The following is a 13,987-nucleotide window of genomic DNA, read 5'->3' as shown; positions in this document are numbered from 1 at the left end:
CGGGCACGTCCCCACCCTCTGCGCGTGGCCTGGTCCCTGTTGCGGGTCCAGGCTTCGCTCAGGGCCGTCCTGTTCAGGATTGTCCGGTGCCGCGCCGTTTCCGGCCCGCGTGGGCCTGCTCCTGGGCCGCGGCCCAGAACGCCTGCTCCAGCGCCGCCAAGTGTGCGGGGGAACTTTCCGGCGTGCCCGGTTGCCGGTGGTCGGTCACCTCCAGGCGGGCGAGCAACGAGGGATGGTTCGGGCGGGCCAGGGCCGCGTCGAGCGCCGCGTCCTCGGCGGCGTGGGCGGCGGCCCCCACCAGGGCGCTGTAGGCCCGGCCCAGCGCCTGCAGGTCGGCCACGCTGGCGACGTATACCCAGGGACCGTGTTCGCCCAGCAGCGCCAGCAGGCCCGACCACTGGCTGTGCATGACGGCGCCCACCACCTCACGCGCCGGGGTCTGCGGCAGCCACGGGCGGACCGCGAGCAGATCGGGGGCCAGCCACACTTCTCCCGCAAATTCACGGCCCACCCGCTCGGCGTCGGCGGGCGAGAACACGTCGCGCAGGTCCGTCAGGTGGCCCAGCCGGGCGCGGGTGGTGGGGGTCAGGGTTACCGTGCGCGGCCTGGGCTGACCCAGCGCGGCCCACGCGACCCGGCGCAGCGCCTGCGCTTCCAGCGACACGCCCTGCTGCCGCAACCCTGCCTCCAACCCGGCGAGGCTATGCGCGGTGACCTCTGCCCGCAATTCCTGTCCCTCGCGGGCCAGTGCGGCGTGCAGCCGTCGGCTCCACATCAACTGCTCGCGCTCGTGTAGCTGGCGACGGCCCGCAGCCAGAACCAGCGCGTGGCGGCGAACAGCGCCAGCGCCACCAGCGGCGAGGCCAGCGCCAGCAGGGGAGTCAGGCGGCCGGTCATGGCCTGTGCGGGCACGGTGGTGATCAGGGCGATGGGCACGATGAAGGTGAGCAGAAAACGCACCGGCAGCGGAAAGGCGCTGACCGGAAAGCGCCCGGCCCCGAAGATGCCGTTGAACAGCTCGGCCATGTTCTGGGTCTTGACGAACCAGAAGGCGGTGGTGGACAGGGCCAGCCAGATGCAGTACACGATGGACAGGGCCGAGAGGTACAGGACGGCCGCCGTCAGCACGCCCGCCAGCGTGACGGTGAGGGCCGAGGCCGCGTACCCGATCAGCCCCAGACCGATGAGCAGATCGGGAAAGCGCAGCACATTCAGGTAGCGGGTGCTGACGTTGAACTGCGCGTCCACCGGTTTGAGCAGCGTGAAATCCATGCTGCCGGTGCGGATGGCCTCCGCGATGCGGCTCATGTTGGGCTGCACGAACACGCTGATGAAGCCCTCGGTAAGCATGAAAAACCCGGTCACGAGCAAAGCCTCACGGAAGGTCCAGCCGCCCACCGTCTCGGTCTGTGCGAACAGCACCCCGATGGTCAGCAGCGCCACCCCGACCTGACCCAGGCTGCCCAGCACCGCTCCCAGGAAATTGGCCCGGTACTCCAGCTGCGCGGAGATGGTTGCCCCGGTAAAGATGCGGATCAGGCGCAGGTAACGGATCATGCGCCCACCGCGCCGTACTTTTTCAGGCCCAGCCGCCACACCGCCAGCCGCACGAACCAGAAGACCACCACCCAGCCGAGCAGCACCAGCGCTCCCTGGCCGGTCTGGGCCAGCGTGGCCTTGCCCGCGAGCAGCTGGGCCGGCAATCCCAGCATGTAGGGAAAGGGCGTCCAGACGGCGACGTTCTGCACCCACGGCGGGTAGAACGCCAGCGGGGCGAACAGGCCGCCCAGCGCGGCGTACAGCAGCCACGCCACCTCGGTAAAGGACGTGCTGCTCTCGGTCCAGAAGGCGAGCAGGCCCAGGGTGTACTCGTACAGAAAGCGGCAGGTAAACCCCAGTGCGATCAGGCCCAGCGCGGCCGGGTAGGCCCACCACTCGTGGGTAAAGGACGCTCCTGAAAGCAGCGCGAAGACGACGAGCAGCGCGAGCAGCGGCCCGATGCGCACCAGCCGCTCGGCGACGTGCGAGGCGTACTCGATCCACATGGGGTCCATGGGACGCAGCAGTTTGGGCGACAGCGTGCCCTGCCGGATCATGAGGTCCAGCTCCCAGCCCACCCACACCACCAGCAGCTGGCCCACCAGCCACACGCTGAGAAAGTAGGTGGCGAAGCCGGAGGCATCGTACCCGCGGATCTGCCCGCCGGGGGCCGACGCTGCCTGGGACATCCATACCAGCATCATGATCAGGGACAGGGTGCCCGAGAGCATCCAGATGATGATCTCGGCGCGGTATTCGGCCATCTCTGCAAAACGGGTGGCGAACAGAACCCGGATTTTTTTCCACAGGGGGCTCATGCGTGCCCCGGCGTTCGGCGCAGGGTGGCCCGGTCAGCCATGTACAGCCTCCCTGGCCCGGTCCTCCCGGTCTCTGGCTCCGAACAGCTCGGCCATTACGGCCTCGATGGGAGGGTCCTCCACGGTGAGGTCGGCCACGTCCAGATCGGCGAGCAGCCGGGCCGCGCGGGCACTGACCTCGGCGCGGGGAACAGTCAGCTCGGCGCTCAGGCCATCCACCCGCACGTCACTGCCGTAGCGGGCCAGCTCGGCGGCGCTGACCCCCCGGCGCAGCTGCAGCCGGACGGTCTTGCCGCCGCGGCCCTGTTCGGCGAGGTGGGCCAGGTCACCGTCGAAGACCAGCTCGCCGCGGTCAATGACCAGAATGCGCCGGGCCAGGGCGGTGACGTCGGCCATGTAATGGCTCGTCAGAATCACGGTGGCTCCGTAGCGCTCGTTGTAGTCGCGCACAAAGGCGCGCACCGACTCCTGCATGTTCACGTCCAGGCCGATGGTCGGTTCGTCCAGAAACAGCACCCGCGGGCGGTGCAGCAGCGCGGCGGCCAGTTCGCACTTCATGCGCTCGCCCAGGCTGAGCTTGCGGACCTGCTTCTTGAGGATGCCGTCCAGAGACAGCACCTCCGTGAACTCGCGCATGGTCGCGCGGTACTCGTTATCGGGAATCTCGTAGATGGCCTGATTCACGAGAAAGCTGTCCAGCGCGGGCAGGTCCCAGATCAGCTGCTGCTTTTGCCCCATCACCAGCGTGATCTGCTTGAGAAAGGCCGTCTCGCGCCGGCGCGGCTCGAACCCCGCCACCCGCGCCGTACCGCCCGAGGGATGCAGCAGCCCCGAGAGCATCTTGAGGGTGGTCGTCTTGCCCGCGCCGTTGGGCCCCAGAAAGCCGACCACCTCGCCCGGGGCAAGATCGAACGATACCCCCCTGACGGCCTCCACATACCTCGTCTTGCGGCGCACGAAACTGCGCAGGCTGCCCATGAAGCCGGGTTCCTTCTCATGGACGGCATACCGCTTGTTCAGGTCGCGGACGTGGACGGAGGCGTCCGGGGGCGAGGTGGTCATAGGTTCTTCCAGAATACGTCGGAACCGGATTTGCGGCGCCGGGTCAGCGAGGTGGCGTAACGGCGCCGTCCATGCACCGTGAGCCAGCTTCCGCCCCGCTTCCGCGCCGCCCGCTACACTCGGCCGCATGACGCGCCGTGACGGCGGCCAGGACCCCCAAGGCCGCACCCAGACCCTGGAACGCACCGAGACGCGGCAGCCCAGGCTGTACCGGGTGCTGCTGCTGAACGACGACTACACGCCGATGGATTTTGTGGTGATGGTGCTGTCGCGCTATTTCCGCAAGGCCGAGCAGGAGGCCGAGCTGATCATGCTCGCCGTGCATCACAAGGGGCAGGGAGTGGCCGGGGTGTATACCCGCGACATCGCCGAGACCAAGGTGGCCCAGGTCACGGCCCATGCCCGCCAGGAGGGACATCCTCTGCGCGTGGTGGCCGAGCCGGAAGGGGAGGGAGGACCGTGAGACAAAGCGGCATGACGGCAGGGGATGGACTGGAGAAAGGCACGGCGGGCCATCCCGCTGGCGGCCCCGCTCCGGGGGACCAGAGGGGTTTCCCCACGCTCCCCTTCCGGAGGCACCCATGATCGGCGACCACCTGCAGGTCACCATTGCCCGCGCCGCGGACTACGCGCGTGGGGCAGGACATGAGTACGTGACCCTTGAACATCTGCTGCTCGCCCTGACGCACGACCCCGAGGCGCGCGAGGCGCTGCTGGCGGTGGGCGTGAACGTGGAGCGCCTGCGCGACGATCTGGAAACGCAGCTCGGCACCCTGGACGTGCTGGAGGACGCCGAGCCGGACTTCACGCTGGGTGTTCACCGGGTGGTGCAGGGCGCGGTGCTGCAGCTGCATGCCAGCGGCAGGGGGGGTGAGGTCGCCGACGGAGCGCGGGTGCTCGTGGAACTGCTGGAGGAGGCCGACTCACCGGCCCGCGCCGCCCTTGAAGCCCAGGGTGTGACCCGCCTGGACGTGCTGGAGTATGTGTCCCACGGCGCGGCGAAGGTCGAGGGGCGTGGCCGCGAGCGCCGGGCGGCGGGGGTAGACGGACCCGTGCCGGCAGAAGCCGAGGCCCCCGCCGAGCAGGACCCGCTGGAGGCCTACACCGTGGACCTGACCGCCGGGGCGCGGGCCGGGGAATACGATCCGGTGATTGGCCGGGACGCCGAGTTGACACGCGCCGTTCACATCCTGGCGCGGCGCGGCAAGAACAACCCCGTCCTGGTGGGCGAGCCGGGCGTGGGCAAGACCGCGCTGGCCGAGGGACTGGCGCAGCGCGTGGTGGACGGCAAGGCTCCCGGCTTCCTGAAGGGCGCCTCGGTGTACGCCCTGGACCTGGGAGCGCTGCTGGCGGGCACGCGCTACCGGGGTGATTTTGAACAGAGGCTCCGGGCAGTGCTGGCCGCCCTGGACGGTCAGAACAGCGTGCTGTTCATTGACGAGCTGCACACCCTGGTCGGTGCGGGAGCCACCGAGGGCGGCAGCGTCGACGCGGCCAACCTGCTCAAGCCGGCGCTGGCCCGCGGCAAGCTGCGGGTGCTGGGCGCGACCACGCCCGCCGAGTTGCGTCATCTGGAAAAGGACCGGGCGCTGTGGCGACGCTTCCAGACCGTGGAGGTCGCCGAGCCGTCCGAGGACGACGCGCTGGAGATCCTGCGCGGTCTGGCCTCCAAATATGCCGCGCACCATGGGGTGACCTACACGCCCGACGCCCTGGACGCCGCCGTGCGTCTGAGCGTGCGCCACCTGCGCGACCGTTTTTTGCCGGACAAGGCCATTGACGTGCTGGACGAGGCGGGAGCGGCCCGCAGCAGCGCGGGGCAGGGGGGCACCATCGCCGTGGCCGACATCGAGGCCACCGTGGCCCGCATGGCCCGCGTGCCGGTGGGCGCGGTGAAGGCCGAGGAAGTGCAGTCCCTCGCCACGCTGGAAGCGGACCTCGGGGAGCGGGTGTACGGACAGGACGCGGCGGTGCAGGCCGTGGCGAGCGCCGTCAAGCTGGCCCGTGCGGGCCTGCGCGACCCGCGAAAACCGCAGGGGGCCTTTCTGTTCGCCGGGCCGACCGGGGTAGGCAAGACCGAGCTGGCGCGCGCCCTGGCCGAGCGGCTGGGCATTCATCTGGCCCGCTTCGACATGTCCGAGTATCAGGAGGCGCACACGGTCGCGCGTCTGATCGGTGCGCCGCCCGGATACGTGGGTTTCGATCAGGGCGGCCTGCTCACCGACGCGGTGGCCAAGAACCCCCACGCCGTGCTGCTGCTCGACGAGATCGAGAAGGCCCACCCGGACGTGTACAACATCTTCCTGCAGCTGATGGACCACGGCACTCTGACCGACCACGCCGGGAAGAAGGTGGACGGCCGGGGGCTGATCCTGATCTTCACGACCAATGCCGGAGCCGCCGACGCGGGCCGTCCGGCGCTGGGGTTTGGGCGGGAGGGCCGGGCCGGCGAGGAGGCCGAGGCGGTCAAGAGGACCTTTACCCCGGAGTTCCGTAACCGGCTGGACGCCGTGATCTACTTCCGTGCCCTGTCCCGTGGGGTGATGGCGGACGTCGTGGACAAGTTCCTGCGAGAACTCTCGGCCCAGCTCGCCGAGCGCGGCGTGGTCCTGAGCGTGTCGGACGCCGCCCGTGCCCGTCTGGCCGAGCTGGGCTACGATCCCCTGATGGGAGCGCGTCCGCTGACCCGGGTCATCGAGGAACACCTCAAGCGCCCGCTGGCCGATCAACTGCTGTTCGGCCGCCTCAAGGACGGGGGAGAGGTGCGGGTGGACGTCTCTCAAGAAATCTTCACATTTGCCCCTGAATGACGGGCTCAGGGGCTGCCATGCGGCCCAGGTGCCGATGCCCCGGCGATGGAGGTAAAGGTTCGCCCTAGCTTCTTTCATGTGACTTGAAGGGTCGCCCCGGACAATTGGAGCATGAAAAACATTCTGATGATCCTGTTGACTGGTTCCCTGCTGGCGGCCTGCACGCCCAAGAGTGAAACGACCACCACCACCGATACCACCACGACCACCACCGACACCACCCTGCCGGATACCACCACCGACACCACCCTGACCGACACCACCACCGACACCACCACCGACACCACCACCGACACCACCACGGGCGACGACAACCCCGCCGATCCCGGCATGGACAGCACCCTGACCAACGCCGATAACGCCGACGCCGGTGAGGAACTCGACATGGCCGCCGGCGACGGCCTGGAGGGCACCATCATGACCTTTGACGCCTCTGCCCAGACCTTCGGCTTGAACGAGAACGACCAGAACTACAACGTGACTGTGGATTCCGACACCTTGTTTGAAGGTGCAGCCACCACGGCGGATGAGTTCTTCGCTACCGACCGCATCAACGCGGACGTGGCCGTTGAAGGCTCCATTGACGGCACCAACCTGAACGCCACCAAAGTTACCCTGCGCTAAAGCAGCTCACTACACCCAGCTTGACCGGAGGGGCGGGGCCGCAAGGCCTGTGCCCCTCTCTGGCTTTTTCCCGGCGCTTCTTGTGGGAATACGGGCGCTCCAAAGCAAAAACAGTCGCGGCCGTTGAAAGACGTCTGCCGGGAGGGGGTCTGCTATCCTCCGCTTCGCATGACCCCTGTCCGTTCCGCTGCTCCGCCCGCCTCGCCTGCGCTGGCGTGGTCGCTGGCATGGGCACATCTGCGCCGCCGCCGCACCCAGAATGTCCTGACCATCCTGGGCATCGCGGTGGGTGTGATGGCCCTGATCGCCGCGCTGAGCCTGACCAACGGCTTTACCCGCGCGCTGGTGGATGCCACCCTGCGCGCCAGCCCACATCTCAGCCTGAACGCCTTCACGCCCACTGCACGCGACCCCGAGATGGAGCGCGCCATCCGGGCCGACCCGCGGGTGGCGGCCTTTACACCCTTTCTGGCCGATAAGGGCCTGCTGACCCGGCCCGCCGGGCAGGGCAACCGGGCCGGGGTGGATTTTGCGACCCTGTTCGGTGTGATGCCCGAGGCCAGTCAGGTGCTGCAACTGCCCGCCGAGGAGGGCCGGCTGCTCGCCACCCTTCGGCCCGGCGAGGTGCTGCTCGGCTCGGCGCTGGCCCGCAGCATAGGCGGCTTTACCGGCGATGAGCTGCGGCTGCTCAACAGCGGTCAGCGCCGGACCACCCTGCAGGTCAAGGGACTGTTCACCACCGGCAACTATCTGATTGACAGCGCCTACGCCTTTACCAGCCTGGGCACCCTGCAGCAGTTGCAGGGCGGGGAGAACATCACCGGCTACCAGCTGCGGCTGACCAACCCGGACCTCGCGCCCGCGGTGGGCAACGAGCTGACCCGCATCCGCGCGTACACGCCGCTGCCGTGGCAGAGTCTGTATGGCACCCTGCTCGATCAACTGGCGCTGCAAAAGCGGGTGATCGGCTTCGTGGTGTTCCTGATCGTGATCGTGGCGGCCTTCGGCATCGCCAATGTCCTGACGCTGGCGGTGTTCGAGAAAACCCAGGAAATCGCCATTCTGCGTGCCATCGGGGCCACGCGCAGCCTGATTACCCGCATCTTCCTGTTCGAGGGGCTGGCGCTGGGGCTGGGCGGCCTGCTCGTCGGCAACCTGCTCGGGCTGGGCATCAGCCTGTACTTCACGGTGAGGCCCTTCCAGATTCCCGGCGACCTGTACTTCATCACCTCGCTGCCGGTGGAGGTCCGCTGGACCGATCTGCTCGCGGTCAATGCGGTCGGTCTGCTCACCACGCTGCTCGCGGCCCTGATTCCAGCCCGCCGCGCGGCAGGAATCGAGCCGGCCCGCATCATCCGCTGAGGGTCCTGGATCGAGTTTTTTTGAAGCCCACTGTCTCCTGATTTCTGTTTTCAGGGCCGCTCCCCAGCAGGACTGATCCAGCGAGGAACACGCCCGCTGGCATGCCCATCAGCCCGCCGTCATTTGCCTGACCGTAAGCTGAAGCACCATTAACGTTGCCCCGTGACCCGCTCATGGGGCGTCATGTTTGTGGCTTTAGTCTGCTTCTCGGAGGTACCACCCGTGAAGAAACTTCTGATGATCCCCGCAGCCCTGCTGCTGAGCACCGCCGCCGCCGCCCCTAAAATCAGTGCCCAGAGCATCATCGTAAACCCCACCCAGCCGGACCTGAACGTGAGCGTCCGCATCAACAAGGACAGCACCGGCAGCCAGAACCCTGCCTACAAGATCGGCGAGAAGGCCGTGATCAGCACCACCGTGAACCGCGACGCCTACGTGTACCTGTTCAACGTCAACCCCGACGGCAGCGTGGACCAGATTCTGCCCAACCGCCTGAGCGACAGTGACAGTAACTTCGTCAAGGCCGGCACCACCAAGAGCTTCCCCGCCGAGGGCGACGGCTTTGAGTACACCATTGCCGGTCCCATCGGACAGAACAAGGTGCTTGCCCTCGCCAGCCTGACCCAGCTGAAGCTCGACCAGATCAGCTCCTTCAAGACCAGCCAGGACCAGTTCGCCACCGTGAACGCCAAGAACCAGGCCGGTCTGGCGCAGGCGCTGAGCATCGTGGTGACGCCCATTCCGCAGAACTCCTGGGTCAGCGACACGGCCTTCTATACTGTGGCCGCGCAGAACCCGGTCAGCACCGGCAGCCTGTTCGTGGGCACCAACGTGGACAACGCCACCGTGATCCTCAATGGCCAGCGCCTGGGCGGAGCGAACGTCACCTACAACAACCTGCGCCCCGGCAGTTACCCCGTGCGCGTTCAGGCCCCCGGCTACCGGGACATCGCCACCACCGTGGCCATCCGCGCCGGTACGACCACCAACCTGAACGCCGAGTTCGCGACCGTGGCGACCCCTGCCCCCGCTCCCACGCCCAGCCAGTACACCGTGTCGCTGCGCAGCAACGTGGCCGGAGCGCGCGTCTTCGTGGACGGCACCGAGGCAGGCACCATCCGCAACGGCGGACTGGACCTCAAGGTCAGCCGTGGCGGACACGAGATCGTGCTCGTCGCCCCCGGCTTCCGCACCTTCGTCGGCAACTACAACGTGACCAAGGACGGTCAGATCACCATCAACCCCACCCGCTAAAGTTCCTGTGTGGTTGCACCCCCCACCTCGTTGGTGGGGGTTTTTCTTTGGATTGTCGCGCAGTCTGGCCAGGCGGCGGGTCGTCAGGGACGCTCGGACTGTGGACCCGAGGTCAGCAGGTCGTGCAGTACGCGGGCCGTCATGCCCCAGATGTCGTGGCCCTGCCAGGGATAGCGGTACAGCACGGCGCGCTGACCGTCCGGCAGCGTTCGCCATTCCCGGACCGGGGTCAGGGCGCGCAGCTCACCCAGGGTGGGGGTCAGGATCTGGGTGACCTCGGCCGTGAGGGTCAGCGCCGGTTCGGCCGGCACGCGCGCGAGCACCGGGGTGACGTGAAAACCAATGGGCGTGAACACATCGTCGAGTTCGCCGAGGACCTTCACGCTGACCGGCGGCAGGCCCACCTCCTCCCACGCTTCACGCAGCGCCCCGGCCACCACAGGTTCGCCGGGTTCCAGGCTGCCCCCCGGAAAGCTGATCTGTCCCTGGTGGGTCGGCAGGTCGGTGGAGCGCACGGTGAGCAGCACGCGGGGGTCGGGCTCGCGGGTCAGGGCCACCAGAACGGCGGCGCGGCGGTACTGGGGCAGGTGCAGCGGCTGACGGCGGCGGGTGGCCAGCCAGTCCGCCCAGGGATCGGTGGTCGTCTCGGACCGGAGGTCTTCGAGCAGGGCAGCGTCCAGGGGATCGGTCACGGAGCGGCGGCCTCGTCGGGCAGGGCGGCCAGCGCACGGGTCGTGTGGTCGCGCAGGGCCAGTTCGGCGTCAATGCCCTGGGTACGGGCCCACGCCACAACGGCGGCCAGCACCGTGGCCACGCCCTGCGCGGTGTCGGGGGCCGTGTCCAGCGTGCGGGAGAGGTGTTCCCGACTGCCCTGTTCTGCCTCGGGTGCGGTCAGCTTCTGGGCGGCCGCCTCGCGCGCCAGCGCTCCCAGAGCGGCGGGAACGCGATCCACAGGTCGTCGGGCCCTGCCGCCCTGCTCGGCCGCCTTGATGGCCTGCCAGTTTGCCACGACCTGCCCGCTGCCGCTGACTGTCACGTCCCCGAACACATGGGGATGTCGCCGCACCAGCTTGTCCACGATGCTGTGTTCCACATCCGTATACGCGAAGGTGCCCGCCTCCTCGGCAATAACGCTGTGAAAGGCCACCTGCAGCAGGACGTCGCCCAGTTCACCGGTCAGCTCTGCGGGCTGCCCGGCGTCAATGGCGTCCACCGCTTCGGCTGCCTCTTCGAGCAGATAGGGGCGCAGCGACGCGTGTGTCTGTTCCTGATCCCAGGGGCAGCCGCCGGGGCCACGCAGGCGGCGCATGATGGTCAACAAATCCTGCATGGCGGCTACTTTAGCGCCTGGCTGGACCTGGCAACCGGCGCAGCGCTCACACGGAATTCATGCCCAGACAGACGGGGTGTGCTCGACTGTGGGCATGTTCCCCGTCCGTTTCCGTCTGGCTCCTGCGGCACTTCGTTCTCTGGGACTCGCCGCCGCGTTCTCCGGTGCGCTGGCTGCGGCCCAGGCGGCCCAGGGCTGGCCCACGGACTGGACCGGCCAGCGCCTCTCGACCGCCACCTACGTCATCCTCGATCCACAGATGCAGGGCAATCCCGACCTGCTGGGCGGTGCCCAGCGTCAGGGCATTCTCGACGCCATGCGGCGGGACTCGGCGCGGGCGCTCAAGCGGCGCTATCCGGGTGCGACCATCGCTGTGGCCGGCACCACGGCCCACGACAGCATCCGCGTCACCCCGGTACTGATCACCCCCGGCGCGCTGCTGCCGTGGCTGAAACTGACCGCGCAGCTGGAATTCGCCCTGCCCGGGGGACAACGCGTGGTGCTCGGCGAGCAGTTTGGATTGCTGGTGCTGTGGCAGAAGCAGGCCGACGCTGCCAATTACCTGTATGACCAGCTGGCCCGCAAGCTGCCGTAACAGGTTGCAGGGCGGCGGCGTGTTGAGTTTTTAACACTGTGGGCCCACCGTGCTTTATGCTGGGGGCCATGAGGCAGATATGAGAAGAGCAGATTATCTGACCCGCTGCGTGACCATCAGCTTGAAACGGAGGGTAGGGTGGCTCCTGCTGGCGGTGACGGCGGCCCTGGCGATCGCGGCGCAACTGGGTCTGGGAACGCTGGCCCTGATGGGGGTGTCTATTCTCGTGGCGGTCGTGGTGGCCGGGGGCATCGCTCTGAGCTCATGGTGGCGCCATGCCCGGGACATCGATTCCACCCCCACCTCCCAGACCCACTGGTCCCACCGCGGCAGCACACCCCACTGACCCTGGCCTGCCGCGGCTTCATGCGGTCTTATGCCTTGGCGTGAAGGTGCCCGGTCAGGGGTTTTCTCCGGCGGGGGGCATGTTAGCGTCGGGCCATGACAGCAACCACAGACCACAAGCAGGGTCAGCGCGGCAGCGCCTTCGTGACCGGCGGCAGCAAGGGCATCGGCTATGAGGTGGCGCGGGCACTGGCCGGGGCCGGGTATTCCGTGACCATCACCAGCCGCGACCAGCAGGAAATCTCGCGGGCCGCCGGTGACCTGGGTGAACAGGTCCGCGGCGTCGTGTGTGACGTGCGCGATCCGGCCGCCCTGGAGAGGGAGGTATCGGCCCATGTGGACGCCTTCGGGGGCCTGGACGTGCTGTTCGTGAATGCGGGTGTGGGCAACTTCGCCAATATTGCCGACATGACCATCCAGCAGTGGCAGGACGTGATCGACACCAACCTGTCGGGGGCCTTCTACACCATCAAGGCGGCCATTCCGGCCATGAAGGAGCGGGGAGGCTACATCTTCACGCTGTCCAGCCTGGCTGGGAAGAACCCCTTTGCGGGCGGCGCGGCGTACAACGCGAGCAAGTTCGGCCTCAACGGCCTCTCGGAAGTCCTGACCCTGGACCTGCGTCAGCACGACATCAAGGTGACGCAGATCATGCCCGGCAGCGTGGCAACGCATTTTGCGGGTCACACCCCCAGCGACGCCGACGCGTGGAAGATCCAGCCCGAGGACATCGCCCAGCTCACGGTAGACCTGTTGAACATGCCCGCCCGCACGCTTCCCAGCCGTGTGGAAGTGCGCCCGAGCAAGCCCCCGAAGAAGTAAACAGAGGGGCGCGGGCCGCCTGAAGCAACGAGGTCTTTCCGTCTTATCCCTTGTGAAAACGGCCAATTCTGTAGAAAGTCCCCCGACGCTGGTCACAGGTCGGGGGACTTTCGGTGGGGTTCCTTGCGTGGGGAGGCCTGCGGGCCCGTAGGCTTAGGCCCGGTCCTCCACACCATGCCTGAAGTTGAGGTATCTGTAAGGGCGGGTCTTCGGCGGCGCAGCTGTGGGCCGAGCAAAACGTCTGTGCTGGATTACTTGCCGACGTACTGGATGCGCCACACCTTGCCCGCGCCGTCATCGGAGAGCAGCAGCGCACCGTCCCGGGTCACCACCGGGTCAACGGGTCGGCCGCTGACCTGCTGACCCTTCAGAAATCCGGTCATGAAATCCGAGACCTTGCCGCTGGCCGGATCGACCATGATGACCTTGTACCCGCTCTTCTCACTGCGGTTCCAGCTGCCGTGCAGCGCCACGAACATCTGTCCCCGGTATGCCTCCGGAAAGGTCTGACCGGTGTAGAAGGCCAGCCCCAGCGGCGCGGCGTGCGCGGTGGTCAGGGCAAAAGCCGGGGTGGCGTCTTGGCAAACGGCGGCACTCTTGCGGCCAAAGTCCTTGTCCCAGACCTGGGCCTCACCGGGCCGGGTGGTGTAGCAGTACGGCCAGCCGAAGAACTTGCCGCTGTCTACCCTGTAAAAGCCTTCGGGGGGAATGTCGTCGCCCAGCTGATCACGTCCGTTGTTGGTGGCATACAGCTGGTCTTTCCACCACTCCAGACCCACAGCGTTGCGCAGGCCGCTGGCGTACTCCTGGCCGTTCTTGCCGTCGGCGTCATAGACCCAGACGGCGGCGCGCTTCGGATCACTCTCCTCGCAGACGTTGCAGCTGCTTCCGGCCGAGACGTACATCCGGTCATCCGGCCCGAAGACGACGGTGCGGGTGGAATGCCCGCCCCCGCTGGGCAGGCTGACGAGGTTCTCTGCCGGGCCGCTGGCCTTCAGGTCGCCCGCCTTGTAGGGAAAGCGCACCACCTGGTCGGTATTGGCGACATACAGATACCCCCCGTGGATGGCGAGGCCGTGCGGCTGGTTAAGACCGCTGGCAAAGACCTCCTTGCGGTCGGCCTGGCCATCTTTGTTGCGGTCGGGCAGAACGTACACCCGCCCGGCGGATGTGTCGCTGAGCAGCACGTCGCCGTTGCTCGCCACCACCATCAGGCGCGGTTTCTGGAATCCCTCGGCGTAGGGAGTGACCTTGAAGCCCGTGGGCACGCTGAACCCCGAGGTATCCAGCGGCGTACCGGAGGAGTTGCCGGTCTGGCCCGTATTCTGTGCGCAGCCCAGAGTGCCCAGGGCCAGCGCGCCGGCCACCACAAATCGGAAAAGAGGCATGGATCAGTCGAGCATCCACGGGTGAGAATGCCGGCCAG

Annotated in this window: 15 protein-coding genes; 8 read left to right on the top strand and 7 right to left on the bottom strand. The window is 67.6% G+C overall.

Annotation, left to right across the window (positions count from 1 at the left end):
* Positions 1-73: 73 nt before the first annotated feature.
* The 4 genes from IEY21_RS02695 to IEY21_RS02680 are packed head-to-tail and all read right to left on the bottom strand — an operon-like array spanning position 74 to position 3,419.
* The gene (locus tag IEY21_RS02695; protein WP_188901108.1) at positions 74-775 is read right to left on the bottom strand and encodes a hypothetical protein; all 702 of its coding nucleotides are present in this window, start codon (positions 773-775) and stop codon (positions 74-76) included.
* Positions 775-1,557: an ABC transporter permease gene (locus tag IEY21_RS02690; RefSeq protein WP_188901106.1), complete on the bottom strand. Its 783-nt coding sequence runs from the start codon at positions 1,555-1,557 to the stop codon at positions 775-777. The genes IEY21_RS02695 and IEY21_RS02690 overlap by 1 nt, the downstream gene beginning before the upstream one ends.
* Positions 1,554-2,357, bottom strand: a complete 804-nt coding sequence (locus IEY21_RS02685; RefSeq protein WP_188901104.1) for an ABC transporter permease — start codon at positions 2,355-2,357, stop codon at positions 1,554-1,556. Before IEY21_RS02685 ends, IEY21_RS02690 begins: the two co-directional genes overlap by 4 nt.
* A gap of 33 nt (positions 2,358-2,390) precedes the next feature.
* Entirely contained in the window at positions 2,391-3,419 is a 1,029-nt protein-coding gene (locus IEY21_RS02680; protein ID WP_188901102.1) for an ABC transporter ATP-binding protein, read from the bottom strand.
* Positions 3,420-3,546: 127 nt separating this feature from the next.
* Between IEY21_RS02680 and clpS the strand changes: the two genes are divergently transcribed.
* From clpS to IEY21_RS02655, 5 genes are all read left to right on the top strand, one after another.
* The gene (clpS, locus tag IEY21_RS02675; protein WP_188901100.1) at positions 3,547-3,882 is read left to right on the top strand and encodes an ATP-dependent Clp protease adapter ClpS; all 336 of its coding nucleotides are present in this window, start codon (positions 3,547-3,549) and stop codon (positions 3,880-3,882) included.
* A gap of 118 nt (positions 3,883-4,000) precedes the next feature.
* Entirely contained in the window at positions 4,001-6,229 is a 2,229-nt protein-coding gene (locus IEY21_RS02670; protein WP_188901098.1) for an AAA family ATPase, read from the top strand.
* A gap of 111 nt (positions 6,230-6,340) precedes the next feature.
* Complete coding sequence (locus tag IEY21_RS02665) at positions 6,341-6,853, top strand: hypothetical protein (protein ID WP_188901096.1); 513 nt, start codon at positions 6,341-6,343, stop codon at positions 6,851-6,853.
* A gap of 168 nt (positions 6,854-7,021) precedes the next feature.
* Complete coding sequence (locus IEY21_RS02660) at positions 7,022-8,215, top strand: ABC transporter permease (protein WP_188901094.1); 1,194 nt, start codon at positions 7,022-7,024, stop codon at positions 8,213-8,215.
* A 222-nt stretch (positions 8,216-8,437) separates the two neighbouring features.
* The gene (locus tag IEY21_RS02655) at positions 8,438-9,469 is read left to right on the top strand and encodes a DUF4384 domain-containing protein (protein ID WP_188901092.1); all 1,032 of its coding nucleotides are present in this window, start codon (positions 8,438-8,440) and stop codon (positions 9,467-9,469) included.
* A gap of 83 nt (positions 9,470-9,552) precedes the next feature.
* On the opposite strand, the gene IEY21_RS02650 is transcribed toward IEY21_RS02655, so the two are convergent.
* Positions 9,553-10,161 carry an NUDIX hydrolase gene (locus tag IEY21_RS02650; protein WP_229752814.1) on the bottom strand — a complete coding sequence of 203 codons (609 nt, stop codon included), beginning with the start codon at positions 10,159-10,161 and terminating at the stop codon, positions 9,553-9,555.
* Entirely contained in the window at positions 10,158-10,799 is a 642-nt protein-coding gene (locus IEY21_RS02645) for a MazG family protein (protein ID WP_188901090.1), read from the bottom strand. The genes IEY21_RS02650 and IEY21_RS02645 overlap by 4 nt, the downstream gene beginning before the upstream one ends.
* Before the next feature lie 94 nt (positions 10,800-10,893).
* On the opposite strand from IEY21_RS02645, the gene IEY21_RS02640 reads away from it, so the two are divergent.
* From IEY21_RS02640 to IEY21_RS02630, 3 genes are all read left to right on the top strand, one after another.
* A complete protein-coding gene (locus IEY21_RS02640) occupies positions 10,894-11,394 on the top strand; it encodes a hypothetical protein (RefSeq protein ID WP_229752813.1) in 501 nt (166 codons plus the stop codon).
* A 79-nt stretch (positions 11,395-11,473) separates the two neighbouring features.
* The gene (locus IEY21_RS02635) at positions 11,474-11,740 is read left to right on the top strand and encodes a hypothetical protein (RefSeq protein WP_188901088.1); all 267 of its coding nucleotides are present in this window, start codon (positions 11,474-11,476) and stop codon (positions 11,738-11,740) included.
* Positions 11,741-11,835: 95 nt separating this feature from the next.
* Positions 11,836-12,561 carry an SDR family oxidoreductase gene (locus tag IEY21_RS02630; protein ID WP_188901087.1) on the top strand — a complete coding sequence of 242 codons (726 nt, stop codon included), beginning with the start codon at positions 11,836-11,838 and terminating at the stop codon, positions 12,559-12,561.
* A 251-nt stretch (positions 12,562-12,812) separates the two neighbouring features.
* Here the strand turns inward: IEY21_RS02630 and IEY21_RS02625 are convergent, their stop codons facing one another.
* On the bottom strand, positions 12,813-13,949 hold the full coding sequence (locus IEY21_RS02625) for a PQQ-dependent sugar dehydrogenase (RefSeq protein ID WP_188901085.1): 1,137 nt from the start codon (positions 13,947-13,949) through the stop codon (positions 12,813-12,815).
* Positions 13,950-13,987 lie beyond the last annotated feature (38 nt).

The sequence above is a fragment of the Deinococcus aerophilus genome (genome assembly GCF_014647075.1).
GTDB classification, from domain to species: Bacteria; Deinococcota; Deinococci; order Deinococcales; family Deinococcaceae; genus Deinococcus; species Deinococcus aerophilus.
The sequence above is the reverse complement of the archived record's forward strand: the minus strand, read 5'-3'. Positions and strand labels throughout refer to the sequence as shown.

Excerpts from the sequence above, each read along its gene's own strand:
- IEY21_RS02695 (WP_188901108.1), bottom strand. The coding sequence starts at position 775 with ATGTGGAGCCGACGGCTGCACGCCGCACTGGCCCGCGAGGGACAGGAA.
- IEY21_RS02690 (WP_188901106.1), bottom strand. The coding sequence starts at position 1,557 with ATGATCCGTTACCTGCGCCTGATCCGCATCTTTACCGGGGCAACCATC.
- IEY21_RS02685 (WP_188901104.1), bottom strand. The coding sequence starts at position 2,357 with ATGAGCCCCCTGTGGAAAAAAATCCGGGTTCTGTTCGCCACCCGTTTT.
- IEY21_RS02680 (WP_188901102.1), bottom strand. The coding sequence starts at position 3,419 with ATGACCACCTCGCCCCCGGACGCCTCCGTCCACGTCCGCGACCTGAAC.
- clpS (WP_188901100.1), top strand. The coding sequence starts at position 3,547 with ATGACGCGCCGTGACGGCGGCCAGGACCCCCAAGGCCGCACCCAGACC.
- IEY21_RS02670 (WP_188901098.1), top strand. The coding sequence starts at position 4,001 with ATGATCGGCGACCACCTGCAGGTCACCATTGCCCGCGCCGCGGACTAC.
- IEY21_RS02665 (WP_188901096.1), top strand. The coding sequence starts at position 6,341 with ATGAAAAACATTCTGATGATCCTGTTGACTGGTTCCCTGCTGGCGGCC.
- IEY21_RS02660 (WP_188901094.1), top strand. The coding sequence starts at position 7,022 with ATGACCCCTGTCCGTTCCGCTGCTCCGCCCGCCTCGCCTGCGCTGGCG.
- IEY21_RS02645 (WP_188901090.1), bottom strand. The coding sequence starts at position 10,799 with ATGCAGGATTTGTTGACCATCATGCGCCGCCTGCGTGGCCCCGGCGGC.
- IEY21_RS02640 (WP_229752813.1), top strand. The coding sequence starts at position 10,894 with ATGTTCCCCGTCCGTTTCCGTCTGGCTCCTGCGGCACTTCGTTCTCTG.
- IEY21_RS02635 (WP_188901088.1), top strand. The coding sequence starts at position 11,474 with ATGAGAAGAGCAGATTATCTGACCCGCTGCGTGACCATCAGCTTGAAA.
- IEY21_RS02630 (WP_188901087.1), top strand. The coding sequence starts at position 11,836 with ATGACAGCAACCACAGACCACAAGCAGGGTCAGCGCGGCAGCGCCTTC.
- IEY21_RS02625 (WP_188901085.1), bottom strand. The coding sequence starts at position 13,949 with ATGCCTCTTTTCCGATTTGTGGTGGCCGGCGCGCTGGCCCTGGGCACT.